Source organism: Pantoea sp. ME81, assembly GCF_903970985.1.
In the GTDB taxonomy this organism is placed as follows: domain Bacteria; phylum Pseudomonadota; class Gammaproteobacteria; order Enterobacterales; family Enterobacteriaceae; genus Pantoea; species Pantoea communis.
The window spans coordinates 1-15,319 of sequence record NZ_CAJCKS010000117.1 but is presented as its reverse complement, the minus strand read 5'-3'; the positions used below and the strand labels follow the sequence as shown (position 1 = coordinate 15,319).

Annotated in this window: 13 protein-coding genes, 1 tRNA gene and 2 pseudogenes; 12 read left to right on the top strand and 4 right to left on the bottom strand. The window is 56.8% G+C overall.

All coding sequences use genetic code 11. The features are described 5' to 3' along the window. Both H7A81_RS18835 and H7A81_RS28005 read left to right on the top strand, forming a co-directional pair. Positions 1 to 2,233 (top strand): molybdopterin-dependent oxidoreductase (locus H7A81_RS18835; protein WP_182058381.1); only part of this gene is annotated, 2,233 nt, incomplete at its 5' end. Positions 2,234 to 2,519: 286 nt separating this feature from the next. After that, positions 2,520 to 3,110: pseudogene (locus H7A81_RS28005) on the top strand (peptidoglycan synthase); the annotation flags it as partial. Between the two features lie 556 nt (positions 3,111 to 3,666). Here the strand turns inward: H7A81_RS28005 and H7A81_RS18825 are convergent. Next, positions 3,667 to 3,779 (bottom strand) — tRNA-OTHER (locus H7A81_RS18825). A gap of 81 nt (positions 3,780 to 3,860) precedes the next feature. Between H7A81_RS18825 and H7A81_RS18820 the strand changes: the two genes are divergently transcribed. The 3 genes and pseudogenes from H7A81_RS18820 (at position 3,861) to H7A81_RS18810 (ending at position 5,319) form a co-directional block, all read left to right on the top strand. Continuing rightward, complete coding sequence (locus tag H7A81_RS18820) at positions 3,861 to 4,064, top strand: penicillin-binding transpeptidase domain-containing protein (protein WP_182058380.1); 204 nt, start codon at positions 3,861 to 3,863, stop codon at positions 4,062 to 4,064. Further along, positions 4,042 to 4,767 (top strand): annotated as a pseudogene (locus H7A81_RS18815) (ATP-binding protein); the annotation flags it as partial. The gene H7A81_RS18820 and the pseudogene H7A81_RS18815, both read left to right, overlap by 23 nt. Before the next feature lie 54 nt (positions 4,768 to 4,821). Further along, entirely contained in the window at positions 4,822 to 5,319 is a 498-nt protein-coding gene (locus H7A81_RS18810; RefSeq protein ID WP_034819827.1) for a TIGR00645 family protein, read from the top strand. Positions 5,320 to 5,358: 39 nt separating this feature from the next. Here the strand turns inward: H7A81_RS18810 and H7A81_RS18805 are convergent, their stop codons facing one another. Then, entirely contained in the window at positions 5,359 to 6,288 is a 930-nt protein-coding gene (locus H7A81_RS18805) for a LysR family transcriptional regulator (protein ID WP_166935187.1), read from the bottom strand. A 92-nt stretch (positions 6,289 to 6,380) separates the two neighbouring features. Between H7A81_RS18805 and H7A81_RS18800 the strand changes: the two genes are divergently transcribed. The 4 genes from H7A81_RS18800 to H7A81_RS18785 all read left to right on the top strand — a co-directional run bounded on the left by H7A81_RS18800 (position 6,381) and on the right by H7A81_RS18785 (position 10,610). Then, positions 6,381 to 7,589: an MFS transporter gene (locus H7A81_RS18800; protein ID WP_166935189.1), complete on the top strand. Its 1,209-nt coding sequence runs from the start codon at positions 6,381 to 6,383 to the stop codon at positions 7,587 to 7,589. A gap of 53 nt (positions 7,590 to 7,642) precedes the next feature. Beyond that, complete coding sequence (locus H7A81_RS18795) at positions 7,643 to 8,992, top strand: sodium:proton antiporter (protein ID WP_182058379.1); 1,350 nt, start codon at positions 7,643 to 7,645, stop codon at positions 8,990 to 8,992. A 26-nt stretch (positions 8,993 to 9,018) separates the two neighbouring features. Continuing rightward, on the top strand, positions 9,019 to 9,366 hold the full coding sequence (locus H7A81_RS18790; RefSeq protein ID WP_182058378.1) for a YaeQ family protein: 348 nt from the start codon (positions 9,019 to 9,021) through the stop codon (positions 9,364 to 9,366). A gap of 398 nt (positions 9,367 to 9,764) precedes the next feature. Then, positions 9,765 to 10,610 (top strand): alpha/beta hydrolase, encoded by an 846-nt coding sequence (locus H7A81_RS18785; protein ID WP_034819812.1) that lies wholly within the window; start codon positions 9,765 to 9,767, stop codon positions 10,608 to 10,610. A gap of 120 nt (positions 10,611 to 10,730) precedes the next feature. On the opposite strand, the gene H7A81_RS18780 is transcribed toward H7A81_RS18785, so the two are convergent. Beyond that, positions 10,731 to 11,648 carry a bestrophin family protein gene (locus H7A81_RS18780; RefSeq protein WP_097119412.1) on the bottom strand — a complete coding sequence of 306 codons (918 nt, stop codon included), beginning with the start codon at positions 11,646 to 11,648 and terminating at the stop codon, positions 10,731 to 10,733. Between the two features lie 253 nt (positions 11,649 to 11,901). Here H7A81_RS18780 and H7A81_RS18775 point away from each other — a divergent pair, with 253 nt between their 5' ends. Next, complete coding sequence (locus H7A81_RS18775) at positions 11,902 to 12,543, top strand: hydrolase (protein WP_034819796.1); 642 nt, start codon at positions 11,902 to 11,904, stop codon at positions 12,541 to 12,543. Position 12,544: 1 nt separating this feature from the next. Here the strand turns inward: H7A81_RS18775 and H7A81_RS18770 are convergent, their stop codons facing one another. Further along, positions 12,545 to 13,447, bottom strand: coding sequence for a LysR family transcriptional regulator (locus H7A81_RS18770; RefSeq protein WP_182058377.1), 903 nt, complete (start codon positions 13,445 to 13,447; stop codon positions 12,545 to 12,547). 95 nt (positions 13,448 to 13,542) lie between these two features. Between H7A81_RS18770 and H7A81_RS18765 the strand changes: the two genes are divergently transcribed. Then, entirely contained in the window at positions 13,543 to 14,364 is an 822-nt protein-coding gene (locus tag H7A81_RS18765) for an SDR family oxidoreductase (protein WP_182058376.1), read from the top strand. Positions 14,365 to 14,498: 134 nt separating this feature from the next. Continuing rightward, on the top strand, positions 14,499 to 15,319 hold an 821-nt coding region (locus H7A81_RS18760; protein ID WP_182058375.1), incomplete at its 3' end, for an NAD(P)-dependent alcohol dehydrogenase.

Below are 15,319 nucleotides of genomic sequence, written 5' to 3'. Positions count from 1 at the left end.
CTGGGGCGCATTTACTGCCGTCACGGAAAACGACCGCCTGATTGGCTGTGAACCCTTTTTTGCTGACGCCGATCCGTCGCCGATGCTCAACACCATCCCGGAACTGGTCTACTCGGATAAGCGTATCCGCCAGCCAATGGTGCGTCGTTCATGGCTAAAGTCGCGTGAGAATAGCGATCGCACGCTGCGTGGACGTGAAGATTTTGTCGCCGTGGATTGGGATACCGCACTGGATCTGGTGGCAGAAGAGAATCGCCGCGTGCGGGATCGCTATGGCGCATCGGGTATTTTCAACGGCTCTTACGGCTGGTCATCGGCGGGACGCGTTAACCATGCGCGCACCCTGATCCGTCGTTTCTACTTCCAGGGCGGCGGCGGGGTGGATCAGCAGGGCAACTATAGCTGGGGCGCCGCGCAGTTCTTCCTGCCCTATGTGATTGGTACCTACATGCCGCTCACCGGCCGCGTCACCGACTGGCCGAGCGTGGTGGAACATGCCGACATCTTTATCGCCTTCGGTGGTCTGGCGCTGAAAAATGCCCAGGTGGCGTCGGGCGGTGCCGGACAGCACAGCCTGAAACCGGCGCTGGAGCAGTTGAGCGCCAAAGGCACGCCAATCATCAACATCAGCCCAATGCGCGATGACTGCCCGGCGTTTGTGAATGCCGAGTGGATTCCGATTCGCCCGAATACCGATGTGGCGCTGATGCTGGCGCTTGGCTTCGAAATCACCCGCCGTAACGCGCTGGACGAAAGTTTCCTCGTCAGCCATTGCACCGGCTGGCCGCAGTTACGTGAATATCTGCTGGGCGAAAGCGACGGCATCGCCAAAACGCCGGCGTGGGCGAGTGCCATCACCGGCATTCCGGCGGCGCGTATTGCGTTACTGGCACAGCAGCTGATTGGCAAACGCAGCTTTATCACTTGTTCTTATTCGGTACAGCGTGCCCATCGCGGTGAGCAGCCGTACTGGATGATGATTGCGCTCTCTTCAATGCTTGGTCAGCCGGGCTTGCCGGGCGGCGGCTTCTCGTTTGGTCATGGGTCGATGAACAGCGTCGGCAACCCGCGTCAGGAAGGGCCCGCGCCGATGATGAGCACCGGGCCGAATCCCGGCAACTTCTCGATTCCGGTCGCGCGCATCAGCGATATGCTGCTCAATCCCGGCCAGCCTTACCATTTCCAGGGCGAAACCTTGCACTATCCCGATATCCATCTGGTGCACTGGGCGGGCGGTAATCCGTTCCACCACCATCAGCAGCTTAACCGCCTGGTGGAAGGCTGGCAGCGCCCGGATACCGTTATCGTGCAGGATATCGTCTGGACCCCGGCGGCGCAGATGGCGGATATCGTGTTACCCGCCACCACCACGCTGGAGCGCAACGACATCGGCGGATCTTCACGTGATCGTTTTGTGTTTGCGATGCATCAGGCGGTGAAACCGCAGCATCAGGCGCGTCATGACTTCGATATCTTTGCGGATATCGCCGATCGACTTGGCTACCGCGATCTGTTTACCGAAGGGCGCAACGAGATGCAGTGGATTGAACACTTGTATCAGCAGTGTGCGGTGGCGCACGCGCGCAAAGATATCCACTTCCCGGAGTTTGGTGAATTCTGGGAGCGTGGTTTCGTTGAGATCCCGGAAGGTGGCAAGCCGTATGTGTTTATGGATGATTTCCGTGCTAACCCGCAGGCCCATCCGATCCAGACCGCCAGTGGTAAAATCGAGCTGTTCTGTCAGACCATCGCCGATTATCAACTGGAAGATTTTGCCGGACACCCGGAGTGGCGCGAGCCGCAGGAGTGGTTGGGTGCGCCGCTGAGCGAAGATTTCCCGCTACATATGATCTCGATTCAGCCCTCGGATCGGCTGCACAGCCAGATGGACGCGACTGCCACGGTACAAGCGAATAAAACGGCCGGGCGTGAAACCTTATATATGCATCCGCAGAACGCCAGTGCGCGTGGGATTGTGGATGGCGACGAAATCGAAGTCAGTAATGCGCGTGGCCGTATGCTGGCCGGTGTGCGTCTGACCGATGGCTTGACGCCAGGTGTGGTGATTATCTCCACTGGCGCCTGGTTTGATCCCGGATTCGGTCGCACCTGGCAGCCGTGGGACCGTGCCGGTAACCCCAATGTGCTGACGCTGGATATCGGCACCTCGTCACTGACGCAAGGCCCTAACGCCATGAGTTGCCTGGTGGAAATCAAAAAACACCTGATGTGAATGGGGTGCTAACAATCTCACCGCTGGTTACATTTTGCGGGTAACTGTTGCGTTTGAGAGATGGAGAACCGTCATGCCACCTTGCTACAGTCAGGGTCCCAGAGGTATTGATGGGTGAACATCAAAAAGTTTTCTTGATTACACCGACCTGCGCAGATGCGCAGGTTTTTTTTGCCTGTCGTTCCCGCTAACGAACTGAAACACAGTTTTCCTGTCAACTCGCTTTACCTTTCTTTATAACTGCGGATAACAAGCTTGAAAAAACTGTTTATTGCAGCGGAATGCTATGCCCCGTATAAAAAAACTTCTGGGAAAAGACCAGATCAAAGCCCCATTTAACCCGTTTCGTTTTCGCCTGATTTGTCTGGGTGTCTTCAGCTGCATGGTGTTGCTGCTGATCTTCGTCGGTGACCTGCAACTGATTAAGCATCCGATGCTGGAGCACGAGGCCGATCAGCGTTCACTGCGCACCGTCACCTTGCCCACCAACCGTGGCACCTTACTGGATCGTGATGGCCAGGCACTGGCACTGAGCGTACCGGCGCGCGATATCATCGCCGACCCGATGCGCGTGCTGGAAGCCAATCCCGACTTTACCAACGCCAAATGGACCTATCTTGCCTCGGCGCTGAACTTACGTCCGGAAGAGTTGCGTGAGCAGATCACCGCGAACCCGAAAAAACGCTTCCTCTATCTTGGCCGTAAAATCGAACTGGGCATCGCCAAAGACATCGCCGAACTCCATCTCAAGGGCATCAGCTCGGTATACAACGACAGCCGCTTCTATCCAATGAGTGAAGCCGCTGCGCCGTTGATTGGCATTGTCGGTGCTGACAGCAATGGCCTGAACGGTCTGGAGAAAGGTTTCGACCACGTGCTGCAAGGTGAGCCGGGCAAAGAGGTTTATCGTCAGGACAAAGAGGGCAATATCGTGGCGATGCTGGATTACGAGCCGCCGAAGCAGCCGCCAACGGTACAGCTGAGTATTGATAAGTTTGACCAGTTCACCCTCTACAGCAAACTGCGCGATGGTGTGTTGCTGAATAAAGCGGATTCCGGTGCGGCAGTGCTGATCAAGATTGATACGGGCGAGATCCTGGCGATGGCTTCCTATCCTTCGTTCAACCCCAACAACTTCGATAACGCCACGCCTGCACAGATGCGCAACACGGCGATCAATGACAGCTACGAACCCGGCTCAACGGTGAAACCGCTGGTGGTGATGGAAGGGCTGGAGCGTCATCTGGTGCGTGCTGACTCGGTGATTGATACCACACCCTACAGCGTTAACGGCCACTTGATTCGTGACGTCGGCCACTGGCCGCGCCTGACCATGACGGGCATTTTGCAGAAATCGAGTGATATCGGCGTATCGCACATTGCGCTGGCGATGCCTGCTGAAGCGCTGGTGAACACCTATCAGGCGTTTGGCCTGGGTAAGCCGACCGGACTCGGGTTAACCGGCGAGAGCGTGGGCTACTTCCCGCTGCACCGTGAACGCTGGGCGGATATTGAACGCGCCACCTTTGCCTTTGGCTACGGCCTGCGCGTCACACCGCTGCAAATCGCCCGTGAATACGCCACGCTTGGTTCTTACGGCGTATATCGTCCACTGTCGATTACCAAAGTGACACCGCCGGTGTTGGGCAAGCAGGTGGCCGATCCGCAAATCGTGCAAACCGTGGTGCACATGCTGGAGAGTGACGTATTGCCTGGCGGTACCGGCGTCAAAGCCGCTGTGCCGGGTTACCGTCTGGCGACCAAAACCGGTACCGCAGAGAAAATGGGCACCAGCGGGAAGTACGATGTCTCGTTTGGCGGCAGAGCGTGAACAGTTGCGTAACGCACTGTTATCCGCGTTGTCGCATGACCTGCGCACGCCGCTGACGGTGCTGTTCGGTCAGGCGGAAATGCTGATGCTGGATTTGGCCGGCGATAACTCAAAATATGTCGGCCAGGCGAACCAGATTCGGGAACAGACATTAAGCACCATTCGGCTGGTGAGCAATATGCTGGATATGGCGCGTATTCAGTCTGGCGGACTGAATCTGCGCGAGGAGTGGGTGGCGCTGGATGAAGTGATTGGCGGGGCGCTGAGCAGTATGGGCCCCTCATTGAAAGGACACGATTTTGCACTCGATTTGCCGCCGGAACTGGTGCTGATCAAAGGCGATAGCGTGATGCTGGAGCGGGTGTTTACCAATCTGATTGAGAACAGCCTCAAATATGCCGGAAACGCCGCGCAGCACGGTATTCGCGCCTGGCGTGATAAAGAGCGGCTGGAGATTGCCGTCTGGGACAACGGTCCAGGGATCGCCGAAGAGAATATGACGCGCATTTTCGACAAGTTTGCGCGCGGCGATAAGGAGTCGGCGGTGCCGGGTGTCGGGCTCGGTCTGGCGATCAGTAAAACCATTATTGAATCCCATCGCGGGCGCATCTGGGCAGAAAACCGACCGCAAGGCGGCGCGGAGTTTCGCTTGTCGCTGCCGCTGCCGGTAGCGCCTGAAATTTCTGAAGAAGCGCTGAAATAACTTCACACAAGTTCGGTTATACTCGCCCACTTGTCTGTTGATTAATGGGAAATTATGGAACGTTTTATCGAGAACCTGATGTATTCATCGCGCTGGTTGCTGGCTCCGGTTTACATTGGACTTTCGCTGGGGCTGCTGGCGCTGACCGTTAAATTTTTCCAGGAAATTTTTCACCTGTTGCCCAACATACTCAGCATTGCTGAGAACGATCTGATTCTGCTGCTGCTGTCGCTGGTGGACATGACGCTGGTCGGCGGATTGCTGGTGATGGTGATGCTCTCTGGCTATGAGAACTTTGTTTCTAAGCTGGATATTGATGAGAACAAAGAGAAGCTGAGCTGGCTGGGCAAGATGGATTCCGGCTCGCTGAAGAACAAAGTCGCGGCTTCGATTGTGGCGATTTCATCGATCCACCTGCTGCGCATCTTTATGGACGCGCGCAATGTCGATGACAGCAAGCTGATGTGGTACGTGATTATCCACCTGACCTTTGTGCTGTCGGCCTTCGTGATGGGCTGGCTGGATAATATGTCGAAGGTCGAGAAGAAGTAGTTTCGTGTACGAGGTGCGCCATTATGGCGCCCTGGACCCTCACCGCACCGGCTGTGTGCCCGCCAGTTTCGGCATCACCTCTCTGATCATCGCGAAAAACTGTCGCAACCTGGCGGGATAATAGCTGGCCCACGGATAGGTCAGCCACACCGGCAGCGGCGGCGCTTGCCACTCGGGCACCAGCTGAATCAAATCCCCTTTTGCTAAGTCCTCCTGTACTACCCACGACGACACAATCGCCGCACCCATGCCCGCCAGCGCGGCTTTGCGGATGGCGTATAAGCTGTCGCTGGCGAGGCGAGGCGCAATCGGCAGATTCATCGGCTGCCCATCACTCAAGCGCTGTAGTGCAAGCTCATTGCGGTAAAAGCTGGTCAGCGCCAGCCATGGCAGGTCGGTCAGTTGGCTGACATCCTCAATCGGCGCATGCTGTGCCAGCAGTGAAGGTGCGGCCACCACAAAGCGCGGCACTTCGGCCAGCAGAATCGCCACCAGCGAGGGATCGTTCACTGCACCCACCTGAATCGCGCAATCGACATTTTCGCTGATAAAGTCCGGCGTGCGATCATTGAGCATCCACTCCACCGTCAGACGCGGGTAACGCTGCAGGTAATCCACCAGCGGATCGATCAACTGGTCCTGGCCAAACGCATGGGGCGCACGCACGCGCAGTGTGCCAATCGGATCGTCACTGGACCCCGTTAGTTCATCTTCCAGCGCATGCCAGGTCGCCAGCAACTGCCGCGCCTGCGCATAACAACGCTCGCCGTCATCGGTGAGTTTCAATGCATGAGTCGTGCGCAGAATCAGCTTCAGTCCTAACCGCTGTTCCAGTGCCTGCAACCGGCGGCTGATGGTGGGTTGTGTCGTGCCCAACTGCGCAGCGGCGGCTGACAGCGATCCACTTTCGACAATACGAATAAAGGTCTGCATCAGTTCAATGCGGTCAATACTGGTTGGATTGCTCATACGCACCGTACATAACAGTTCTGTGTTTGACGAGTCTACCGCGTATGGCCGCGACGCGCTTTAATAAGCGCACTTTCACGGGGGAATTCACTATGTCAGCCATTTCGCAATCTACTGCATTGCCAGCTGAAAAACTGCCAGCGCCGCTGGTGTTCACGCTTGCTGCAGGTGCCGGGCTTAGCGTGGCATCGATTTACTACAGTCAGCCGATGCTGGATATCATCAGCAAACAATTTAACGTCGGTATCGGCAGTGTTGGTATGGTGCCGATGCTGACCCAGGCGGGATATGCACTCGGTATTCTGCTGCTGGCACCGCTCGGTGACCGCCATGACCGCCGCACCATTATCCTGATTAAAGGACTGATGCTGGTCGCCGCGCTGTTGCTGTGTGGCTTCTCTGGCGGCATTAATGCGTTACTGATCGCCAGCTTTGTCACCGGCTTAACCGCGACCGTGGCACAGGACATCGTGCCTGCTTCGGCGGCACTCGCGCCAGAACGCAGTCGCGGTAAAACAGTGGGCACGGTGATGACCGGCTTGCTGGTCGGTATTCTGCTGTCACGCGTGGTGAGCGGCGTGGTGGCGGAATATCTGGGCTGGCGCACCATGTACATGGTGGCGGCGGTGGCCGTGCTGTTGATTAGCCTCGCGCTGTGGCGTGTGTTGCCGCGCTTCAAACCGGGCACCTCTGTCAGCTATCCACGTCTGCTGCTGTCGCTGGCGCACCTGTGGCAACATCATCAGACGCTACGTCGTGCCGCGCTGGCGCAGGGTTTGCTGTCGGTGGGTTTCAGTGCCTTCTGGTCAACGCTGGCGCTGATGCTGAGTGAGCGCTTCCATTTTGACAGTGCGGTCGCGGGTGCATTTGGTCTGGCGGGTGCGGCTGGGGCCCTGGCGGCACCGCTGGCGGGAAGCGTGGCGGATCGCATCGGCCCTGCACGTGTCACCCAGTATGGTGCCACGCTGGTGATGGTGTCATTTGCGCTGATGTTCCTGCTGCCACTGTTACCGGTTCCGGCTCAGATTGGCCTGATCATCATCAGCACCATCGGCTTCGATTTGGGCGTGCAGGCCACGCTGGTAGCGCATCAGACGTTGGTCTACAGTCTGGCACCGGAAGCACGTAGCCGACTGAATGCGTTGATGTTTACCGTGGTGTTTATCGGCATGGCAACCGGCGCGGCGCTCGGTAGTCTGGCGCTGGCCCACTTCGGCTGGACCGGCGTGGTGACGCTCTCCACACTCGCCGCTGCGCTTGCCCTGATGATCCGTCTGGCGAGCCGCCATCTGAAAAACTGATTGAGTATCTTGTGCCAGGCTTAAGGGAGAATGTTATTTAAAAACGGAGCGTTATGAACTTCCTGGCCTGGACTGCCGCTACCGGTGGTCTGCTCCTTCTAATGTCACTGGCTTCCGGTTGGATACACCGTGGGCCAGTGACTTCGTTTGGGCTCTACCTGCTTGCGGGCATCATGTGTGGCCCGTGGGTCTTCAATCTGCTGCAAATCGACATCCTCGGGCACGCCAGCCTTGCGGCTCACCTCACTGAAATCGCCATGGCCGCCTCGCTGTTTATCACCGGACTCAAGTTACGTCTCCCGCTCAACGCACATGCCTGGCGTGTCGGCGTGCGATTGGCCTTTCCCGCGATGCTGCTTACCGTAGGCGGCATGACGCTGCTGGTGCATTGGATGACCGGCTTCGATTGGGCGATATCGCTGGCATTTGGTGCCATCGTGGCACCCACCGACCCGGTGCTGGCGAGTCTGATTTCCGTTAACGATGCGCGTGATGATGACGCGTTACGCGTGGCGCTCTCCAGCGAAGCGGGAATGAACGACGGTTCGGCGCTACCGCTGTTGATGCTGGCGTTACTGCTGATGCAATCTGGCTCACTGGACATCGGCCATCTGAGTGAATGGGTGTTGAAAGATGGACTGTGGGCCATTGGTGGCGGGCTAGCGATTGGGTATCTAATGGGTCGCGTCATTGGCCATCTGGCAACCCATCTGCGCAGCGCGCATCAGGACACAGCGCCCAATGATTTTCTCGCGCTGGCGCTCATTGCGCTCAGTTATGCGGCGGCGCAGTCGCTGGAGGCCTCGGGCTTCCTGGCGACTTTTGCGGCTGGCGTGGGATTACGTCGTGCAGAACTGCGCGTGGTGAAGCACTATCCGCAGGAAGCGTTGTCAGAAGAGGAGCAATACCTGCCCGCAGAAGCCCGCGTCAATCCTAACCAACGGCTGGCACACGGTGGCAGCGGTATGGTGAAATCAGTGGGCCTGGTGGTCGGCGATGCGTTGTCATTTGGTGATACCATCGAGCGGTTGCTGGCAGCCGCGATGATGGTGGTGCTGGGCGTCACACTGGCGCAGCACTGGAATCTCACCGGCATTGGCCTCGCGCTGCTGCTGTTTGTGGCCGTGCGTCCGCTGGCGGTGTGGATCACTACCTGGCGCTGTGAGATACCGCTCATGCGCCGTCTGCTCATTGGCTGGCTGGGGATTCGCGGCATCGGCAGTATCAATTACATTGCTTATGCCTGGGTGCACGGCATGCGTGGCCCGCAGGCAGAGCAAATGGTGGATATGGCGTTGACGTTAGTGGTGTGCAGCATCGTGCTGCACGGCATCACGGTGACGCCGTTATTAAACTGGCGTGCCGCCCGTCAGGCGGCACGTGCGCAACATAATCAAAAGTGATTTTCTGGAAATTACTGGAGTCTGTTATGAAAGCCATATTAATCGCCCTCGTTGGGCTCTCGCTTTCCGCCCCTCTCTTCGCCGCTGACGGTGATAACACCAGTGAAGAGAATGTGTATGCCAGCCAGTTGTGCCATCTGGTGAGCACGGAAAAAAAGACCAGCGATCTGGATACCTATACCGCGAAGATGAAGTCTCAGCTGGCTGCCAGCCAGTCTTCTTCGGCGATGGATAAGCCTGAATTCAATGAAGAAACGGCGCAGGAAGTGATCAGCGCCTGGATGGAACTGGGCGAGGATGAACGCACGCAGCTGCGCCATAATCAGCAGCAGTGCGAGCAAACAGTGATGACCCAATTCCAGCAACAGGATTAAATCCCCGTCATACTTCAAGCTGTAGCGGCGTTGGCTGCGTTTGTTCGCCCCGGTCACTTACTGAAGTAAGCTCCCGGGGACTCACGCACTTGCCGCCTTGCTACAGCTCGAATTATTTAGGGGATTTCAGCGTCTAACCAATTACGTGATCTCGAGTGTTCGCTTTCATGTAGCGGAAAAATTTGGCGGATTCACTATAAAATAAGCGCCTTTATAGGCGCTTTTTCTATGGATCTTTTGTACAAAATGCGTACATAATCGCCAGCGTTGAAAGTTGACACGTATCACATAACGAGACGCAGCCCACAAGGCTGACATGTTTATTTCAATACTGGCTACTGGGCATGAAACTTACACGGCGTCACTTTTTGTTGGCAACCGGGGCAACCGTCCTCTCAATGACCACAGGCAAACTGTTTGCCCGTGATGACATTATCCCATTGTGGCCAGACGATCCGCCGGGCGGCGGTGGGCCGTCTGGGCTGTTGAAAGTCAGTATGAACGGCTCCTGGACCAACATCGTTTCTCCGGCGATTCAACGATTTCGCCCCGAGAATCCCAACGGCGAAGCGGTGATCGTGGCGGCTGGCGGCGGCTATCGTTTTATCGGCATGGGGCGTGAAGCCTGGCCGGTGGCGCGGTGGTTAAATGCCAACGGTTACACCGTGTACGTACTGAGTTACCGCTTGCCGGGAGAAAAGTGGCAGGCGGGCAACCTCGCGCCGCTGCAGGATGCGCAGCGCGCCATTCGTCTGGTGCGTTCTATGGAGAGTAAAGTGCATCTGCTCGGCTTCTCCGCTGGCGGACATCTGCTTGGCATGGCGGCCGCACGTCCTGATTTCGAAACCTATCCGGCGCAGGACCCGCTCGATCAAATCCGACCTACGGCCGATAGCGTTGGCCTGATCTATCCGGTCATCACCCTCGAAGCGCCGTATCAGAACACCAAGACGCACCTGATGATGGTAGGCGATCACGCGACACCCACTCAGGAAGCGAACTGGTCAGTGCAGAATTATGTCACCCGACAATATCCACCGACGTTCCTGGCGCAGGCGGAAGATGATCACACCTCCAATCCCCATAACACTGAAATGATGCGCGATGCCTGCCGTCGGATGCAGGTGCCAGTGGAGTTGATTGAGCTGAGCAGCGGTGGGCATGGCTTTGGTCTGGGGAAAGCGGGTACGCCTGCTGCGCTCTGGGATCAGGCGTATGTGCGCTGGCTGGATCTGCACAGTTAATCGGGCAAAAAAACGTATTATCCGAAGAGACTGACCACAAAAGTGCTCGCTATGTGGTCGGTCTGATCTGTTAGCTAACAGCCCGGCTGTGCTGTTATGTGCGCCAGGCAAATGGACGCTTTACGTCAGATTAAAATGCTCATCCGGCTGGCGCGGTTCCGGCAACGGGAAATCATTGTTCATCGCCTTCAAATTACGTTCGATATTCACGCACAGCGCATCCAGTGGCAGATGGTTGGGCGCAGTGCCGAACGGATCTTCCAGCTCTTCCGCCAGTGACTCCAGCGACAGGAAGGTGTACGAGATAAACACCGACACCAGCGGCGTCATCAGATGCAAATCCGCCACCAGCGCAAACGGTAGCAGGGTACAGAACAGGTACACGGTGCGATGCAGAATCAGGCTGTAGGCAAACGGAATCGGCGTGCTGGCAAGGCGATCGCAGCCGCCCAGATAAGCCGACAGATGATTGAGATTGTCATCGATACTCTGCCAGACAATATCCGATACCAGACCCTCATCGCGCCGCTGCGCCAGCCATTCGCCCATGCATAACAACGTCTGTGAGGTCGGCATCGGATGGCTCAATACGGCACTGTGCCACTTCTCCGGCAGCAAGCGCGCCAGATCGGCCTGCGCATCGGTTTTACGCAGCCGATGTTTCATTGCCCAGCTAAATGCCAGCTGCAGCCCTACAAACTCCTGCACTTGCGCTTCACTGATGCCGCGAATGCATTTTATCTGGCGCAGCAGTGAGCGTTGCGTGATGTGCATATTGCCCCACAGCGTGCGCGCTTCAATAAAACGCGCATAGCTGGCGTTATTGCGGAAGCCAAGAAAGATGGCAATCGACACGCCAATCAAGCTGAACGGTGCAGTCGTGAGGTGAATGCCGAAAGTGGAGTACCACGGATAGCCGATAATGGCGATCACCGACATCAGCAGGTTGAGCGACAGGCGAAACACAATGCTAACCAGCACCGAGCCGTGCCAATCAAACAACCTGATGAACCAGTGTTGACGAGGACGTACGATCATTTTGCGATGGTGTTTTTTATGATTTTGTTGGCACAGGTTACGCCTGCTGATACACCGGAAGCAATGTGAAAATCAGCGCATTTGAGGCTGAAATTGCTGTGTTGAGTGTTAATTTATCTTTTTAAATCAGTCTTCTAAAAACAGTTTGAACAAGTTGTAAAATTCTTTGCGTTATCTCTTCGCGGCCCCTTTCTCTAAAGTTCATTCCAGCAGCACAACACACAAATTTAAAAACACTTTAGAGGAATGCATCATGTCTAAACTCGACCTGCTCGACCCACAGAACTCAACTCTGATCTTTATCGACCACCAGCCGCAGATGGCTTTCGGCGTCGCCAATATTGATCGCCAGCAGCTCAAAAATAACACCGTCGCTTTGGCAAAAGCGGGCAAAGTTTTCGACGTGCCGGTGATTTATACCTCTGTAGAAACCGAAAGTTTTAGCGGCTACATCTGGCCAGAACTGTTGGCTGTGCACCCGGAATCGAAGCCGATTGAGCGTACTTCCATGAACTCATGGGAAGATGCCAAATTCGTTGAAGCGGTGAAGAAAACCGGCCGTAAGAAATTGATTATTTCAGCGCTTTGGACGGAAGTGTGTCTGACTTTCCCGGCCCTGATGGCCTTGAAAGAGGGATTTGAAGTGTATGTCGTGACCGATACTTCAGGCGGCACCAGCGTCGATGCCCACGAACGTTCCATTCAGCGCATGGTGCAGGCCGGTGCGGTGCCGGTGACCTGGCAGCAAGTGCTGTTGGAATACCAGCGCGACTGGTCACGCAAAGAAACCTACGATGCGGTGATGGATCTGGTGCGTGAGCACAGCGGCGCATACGGCATGGGCGTGGATTATGCTTACACCATGGTGCACAAAGCACCACAGCGTCAGGCTTGAATTACGACTGGCGCGGCAGGCTGATTTTCAACGCATCGATAAACAGCCGCAGCGCCATCGACTGATGCTGGTTGGGCGGGAACCACAAGGCCAGACCTGCCGACTGCACCCGCCAGTCGGCGAGCAGTTCCACTAACTGGCCGGATTGCAGCGCCGCTTCGGCGTAAAGCGACGGTACATAAGCAATGCCCAATCCGCTGATGGCCGCGCGGGTCATCAGCGCGTTATTATCTAAGGTGATCGTGCCCGGTACATCCAGTTCATAGCGTTTCCCCGCATTCTCATACTCCCAGCGATAGCGTTTCCCGCTCGGCAGACGATGGCGAATGCACTGCTGCTGCAACAAATCCTGCGGCTGCTTGATGGGGGCGTGTGCGGCGAGATAGGCCGGTGAAGCCACGGTGATAAAGTTCAGCGGGCCGCCCAGCGCAATCGCCACCATATCCTGCGGCACATTTTCAATCAGCCGAATGCCGGCATCAAACCCGGCGGCTGTGATATCCACCAGTTCACCCTGTGCGGCAAAATCGAGCTGAATATTCGGGTAATCAGCGCAAAATCCCGGCACCACTTTTTCCAGCAGGATGCTAATAGCCGCATCGCTGGCACTGATGCGTAAGGTGCCTGCGTGCTGCTGGCGGCGAGCGCTGACATCGTGCAGCACTTCATCCATTTCATTCAGTAGTGGAGCGAGGCGATCGATTAACTGTTGTCCGGCATCAGTGAGCGATACGCTACGGGTCGTGCGCTGAAAAAGCTGTACCCCCAGATTCTGTTCCAGCGTTTTCACCAAATGGCTGAGTGAAGAGCGCTTCAGGCCGAGCATCTCAGCGGCACGGCGGAAGCTGCGCTGCTCGCCCAACGTTTTGATGGCCTGAAGTTCATGCCAGGAAGGTCTTCTCATTGGTGGTATTTCCTCACCAGGTCATGCGCGATTAGGGAGATTATGACCACCAGTAAAGCGATCTATCATCGGGTTTTCAACCGGAGGACGACAAAATGAAAACCTGGTTAATTACCGGTGCCAGCAGTGGGCTGGGCCGTTTGATGAGTGAAGATTTACTGGCACGTGGCGATCGCGTGCTGGCCTGCGTACGTCGCACTGAGGCAATGGCGGATCTGCAAGCGCGATACGGTGGGCAGTTACAGGTCTTGATGCTGGATTTGGCGAACACCGCCAGCATTGCGCCAGCCATCGCGCAGGCATTTGCCAACGTTGAGTGCGTCGATGTGGTGGTCAGCAATGCCGCCTATGGTCTGTTTGGCGCGGCGGAAGAGCTGAGCGATGCGCAGATTGATCGCCAGATCGCCACCAATCTCACGGGCTCCATTCAGCTGATTCGCGCCGTAATTCCATTGTTGCGCCTGCAGGGCGGCGGGCGCATCGCGCAGGTTTCCTCGGAAGGCGGGCAGGTGGCTTATCCCAACTTCAGCCTGTATCACGCCAGCAAGTGGGGCATCGAAGGATTTGTTGAAGCGGTACGCCAGGAAGTTGCCAGCTTTGGCATCGATTTCCTGCTGGTGGAGCCGGGGCCAACCGCCACTAACTTTGGTGCCGGGCTGGATATTGCTGAGGCGCAGGATGTTTATCGGGACACTGCCTCCGGGGAAGTGCGCCGCGCGATTATGTCTGGCGAGTTCGCGATCAAAGGCGATGCCGCAAAATCTGTCACCGCGATGATCGCCACGCTGGATCAACCCGCCATGCCGCTGCGTCTGGCACTGGGCAGCACGGCGTATGACAATATCGAAGCCGCGCTGGAACGACGCCTGGCAGAGCTGCGTTTGCAGAAAGAGATAGCCTATCGTGCGGATGTGTAAAAGCTGTTCGCATAACCGCACGGAGTAACAGGCAGGGAAGCGGCATCGCTGCCAAACTTAGCGCACAAAAGAAGGCATGCACGTTTCGCAGCGGCATGCTTTGTATTGAGCGTTTTGCTAAGGAGAAAGTGGTTATGAAAGCGATGATCCTGAAACAACCCGGCGGTTTAGAGCACTTGCAGCTGGCGGATCTGCCCGATCCCGGTAAACCGGGCGCCGGAGAGATCCGCGTGGCGATCCATGCCACCTCACTTAACTTTCACGATCTGCTGGTGGCTAACGGATCGATCCCCACCGAGCAGGATCGCATTATGATGGCGGACGGTGCGGGCGTGGTTGAAGAAGTGGGTGCAGGCGTCACCGACTTTAAGCCCGGCGACCATGTGGTGTCCTGTTTCTTCCCACAGTGGCAGGATGGGCTACCGTTTGCTCAGGTCGGCAATTTCACCCAAACGCCAGGTGATGGCGCTGATGGGTTTGCCGCCGAAGTGGTGGTGCGTCCGGCGCATCACTTTACCCTCGCACCGCGCGGCTGGCGGCATGCCGAAGCAGCGACGATTACCACATCTGGCCTGACGGCATGGCGCGCACTGGTGGGCGATGCGCAGATTAAATCGGGCGATACCATCGTCACGTTGGGCACCGGCGGCGTGTCGATTACCGCGCTGCAAATTGCCAAAGCGATGGGCGCACGAGTGATTGTCACATCTTCATCGGATGAGAAGCTGGCCAGAGCCAAAGAGCTGGGGGCCGATGCGGGCATCAACTATCGCACCACGCCGGAGTGGGGCAAAGCGGTACAGCAGCTGACTGAGGGCAAAGGTGCGGATGTGGTGATTGAACTGGGCGGGCCGGGCACCATGGCACAGTCGATTGAAGCGGTGCGCGTGGGCGGTCATATCGCGTTAATTGGTGTGCTGACCGGGTTCGAAGGCGTGATACCCACCTCGCTATT

Coding starts and splice junctions, on each gene's coding strand:
- H7A81_RS18785 (WP_034819812.1), top strand. CDS start 9,765: ATGACCACAGGCAAACTGTTTGCCCGTGATGACATTATCCCATTGTGG.
- H7A81_RS18770 (WP_182058377.1), bottom strand. CDS start 13,447: ATGAGAAGACCTTCCTGGCATGAACTTCAGGCCATCAAAACGTTGGGC.
- H7A81_RS18765 (WP_182058376.1), top strand. CDS start 13,543: ATGAAAACCTGGTTAATTACCGGTGCCAGCAGTGGGCTGGGCCGTTTG.
- H7A81_RS18780 (WP_097119412.1), bottom strand. CDS start 11,648: ATGATCGTACGTCCTCGTCAACACTGGTTCATCAGGTTGTTTGATTGG.
- H7A81_RS18805 (WP_166935187.1), bottom strand. CDS start 6,288: ATGAGCAATCCAACCAGTATTGACCGCATTGAACTGATGCAGACCTTT.
- H7A81_RS18810 (WP_034819827.1), top strand. CDS start 4,822: ATGGAACGTTTTATCGAGAACCTGATGTATTCATCGCGCTGGTTGCTG.
- H7A81_RS18800 (WP_166935189.1), top strand. CDS start 6,381: ATGTCAGCCATTTCGCAATCTACTGCATTGCCAGCTGAAAAACTGCCA.
- H7A81_RS18790 (WP_182058378.1), top strand. CDS start 9,019: ATGAAAGCCATATTAATCGCCCTCGTTGGGCTCTCGCTTTCCGCCCCT.
- H7A81_RS18775 (WP_034819796.1), top strand. CDS start 11,902: ATGTCTAAACTCGACCTGCTCGACCCACAGAACTCAACTCTGATCTTT.
- H7A81_RS18795 (WP_182058379.1), top strand. CDS start 7,643: ATGAACTTCCTGGCCTGGACTGCCGCTACCGGTGGTCTGCTCCTTCTA.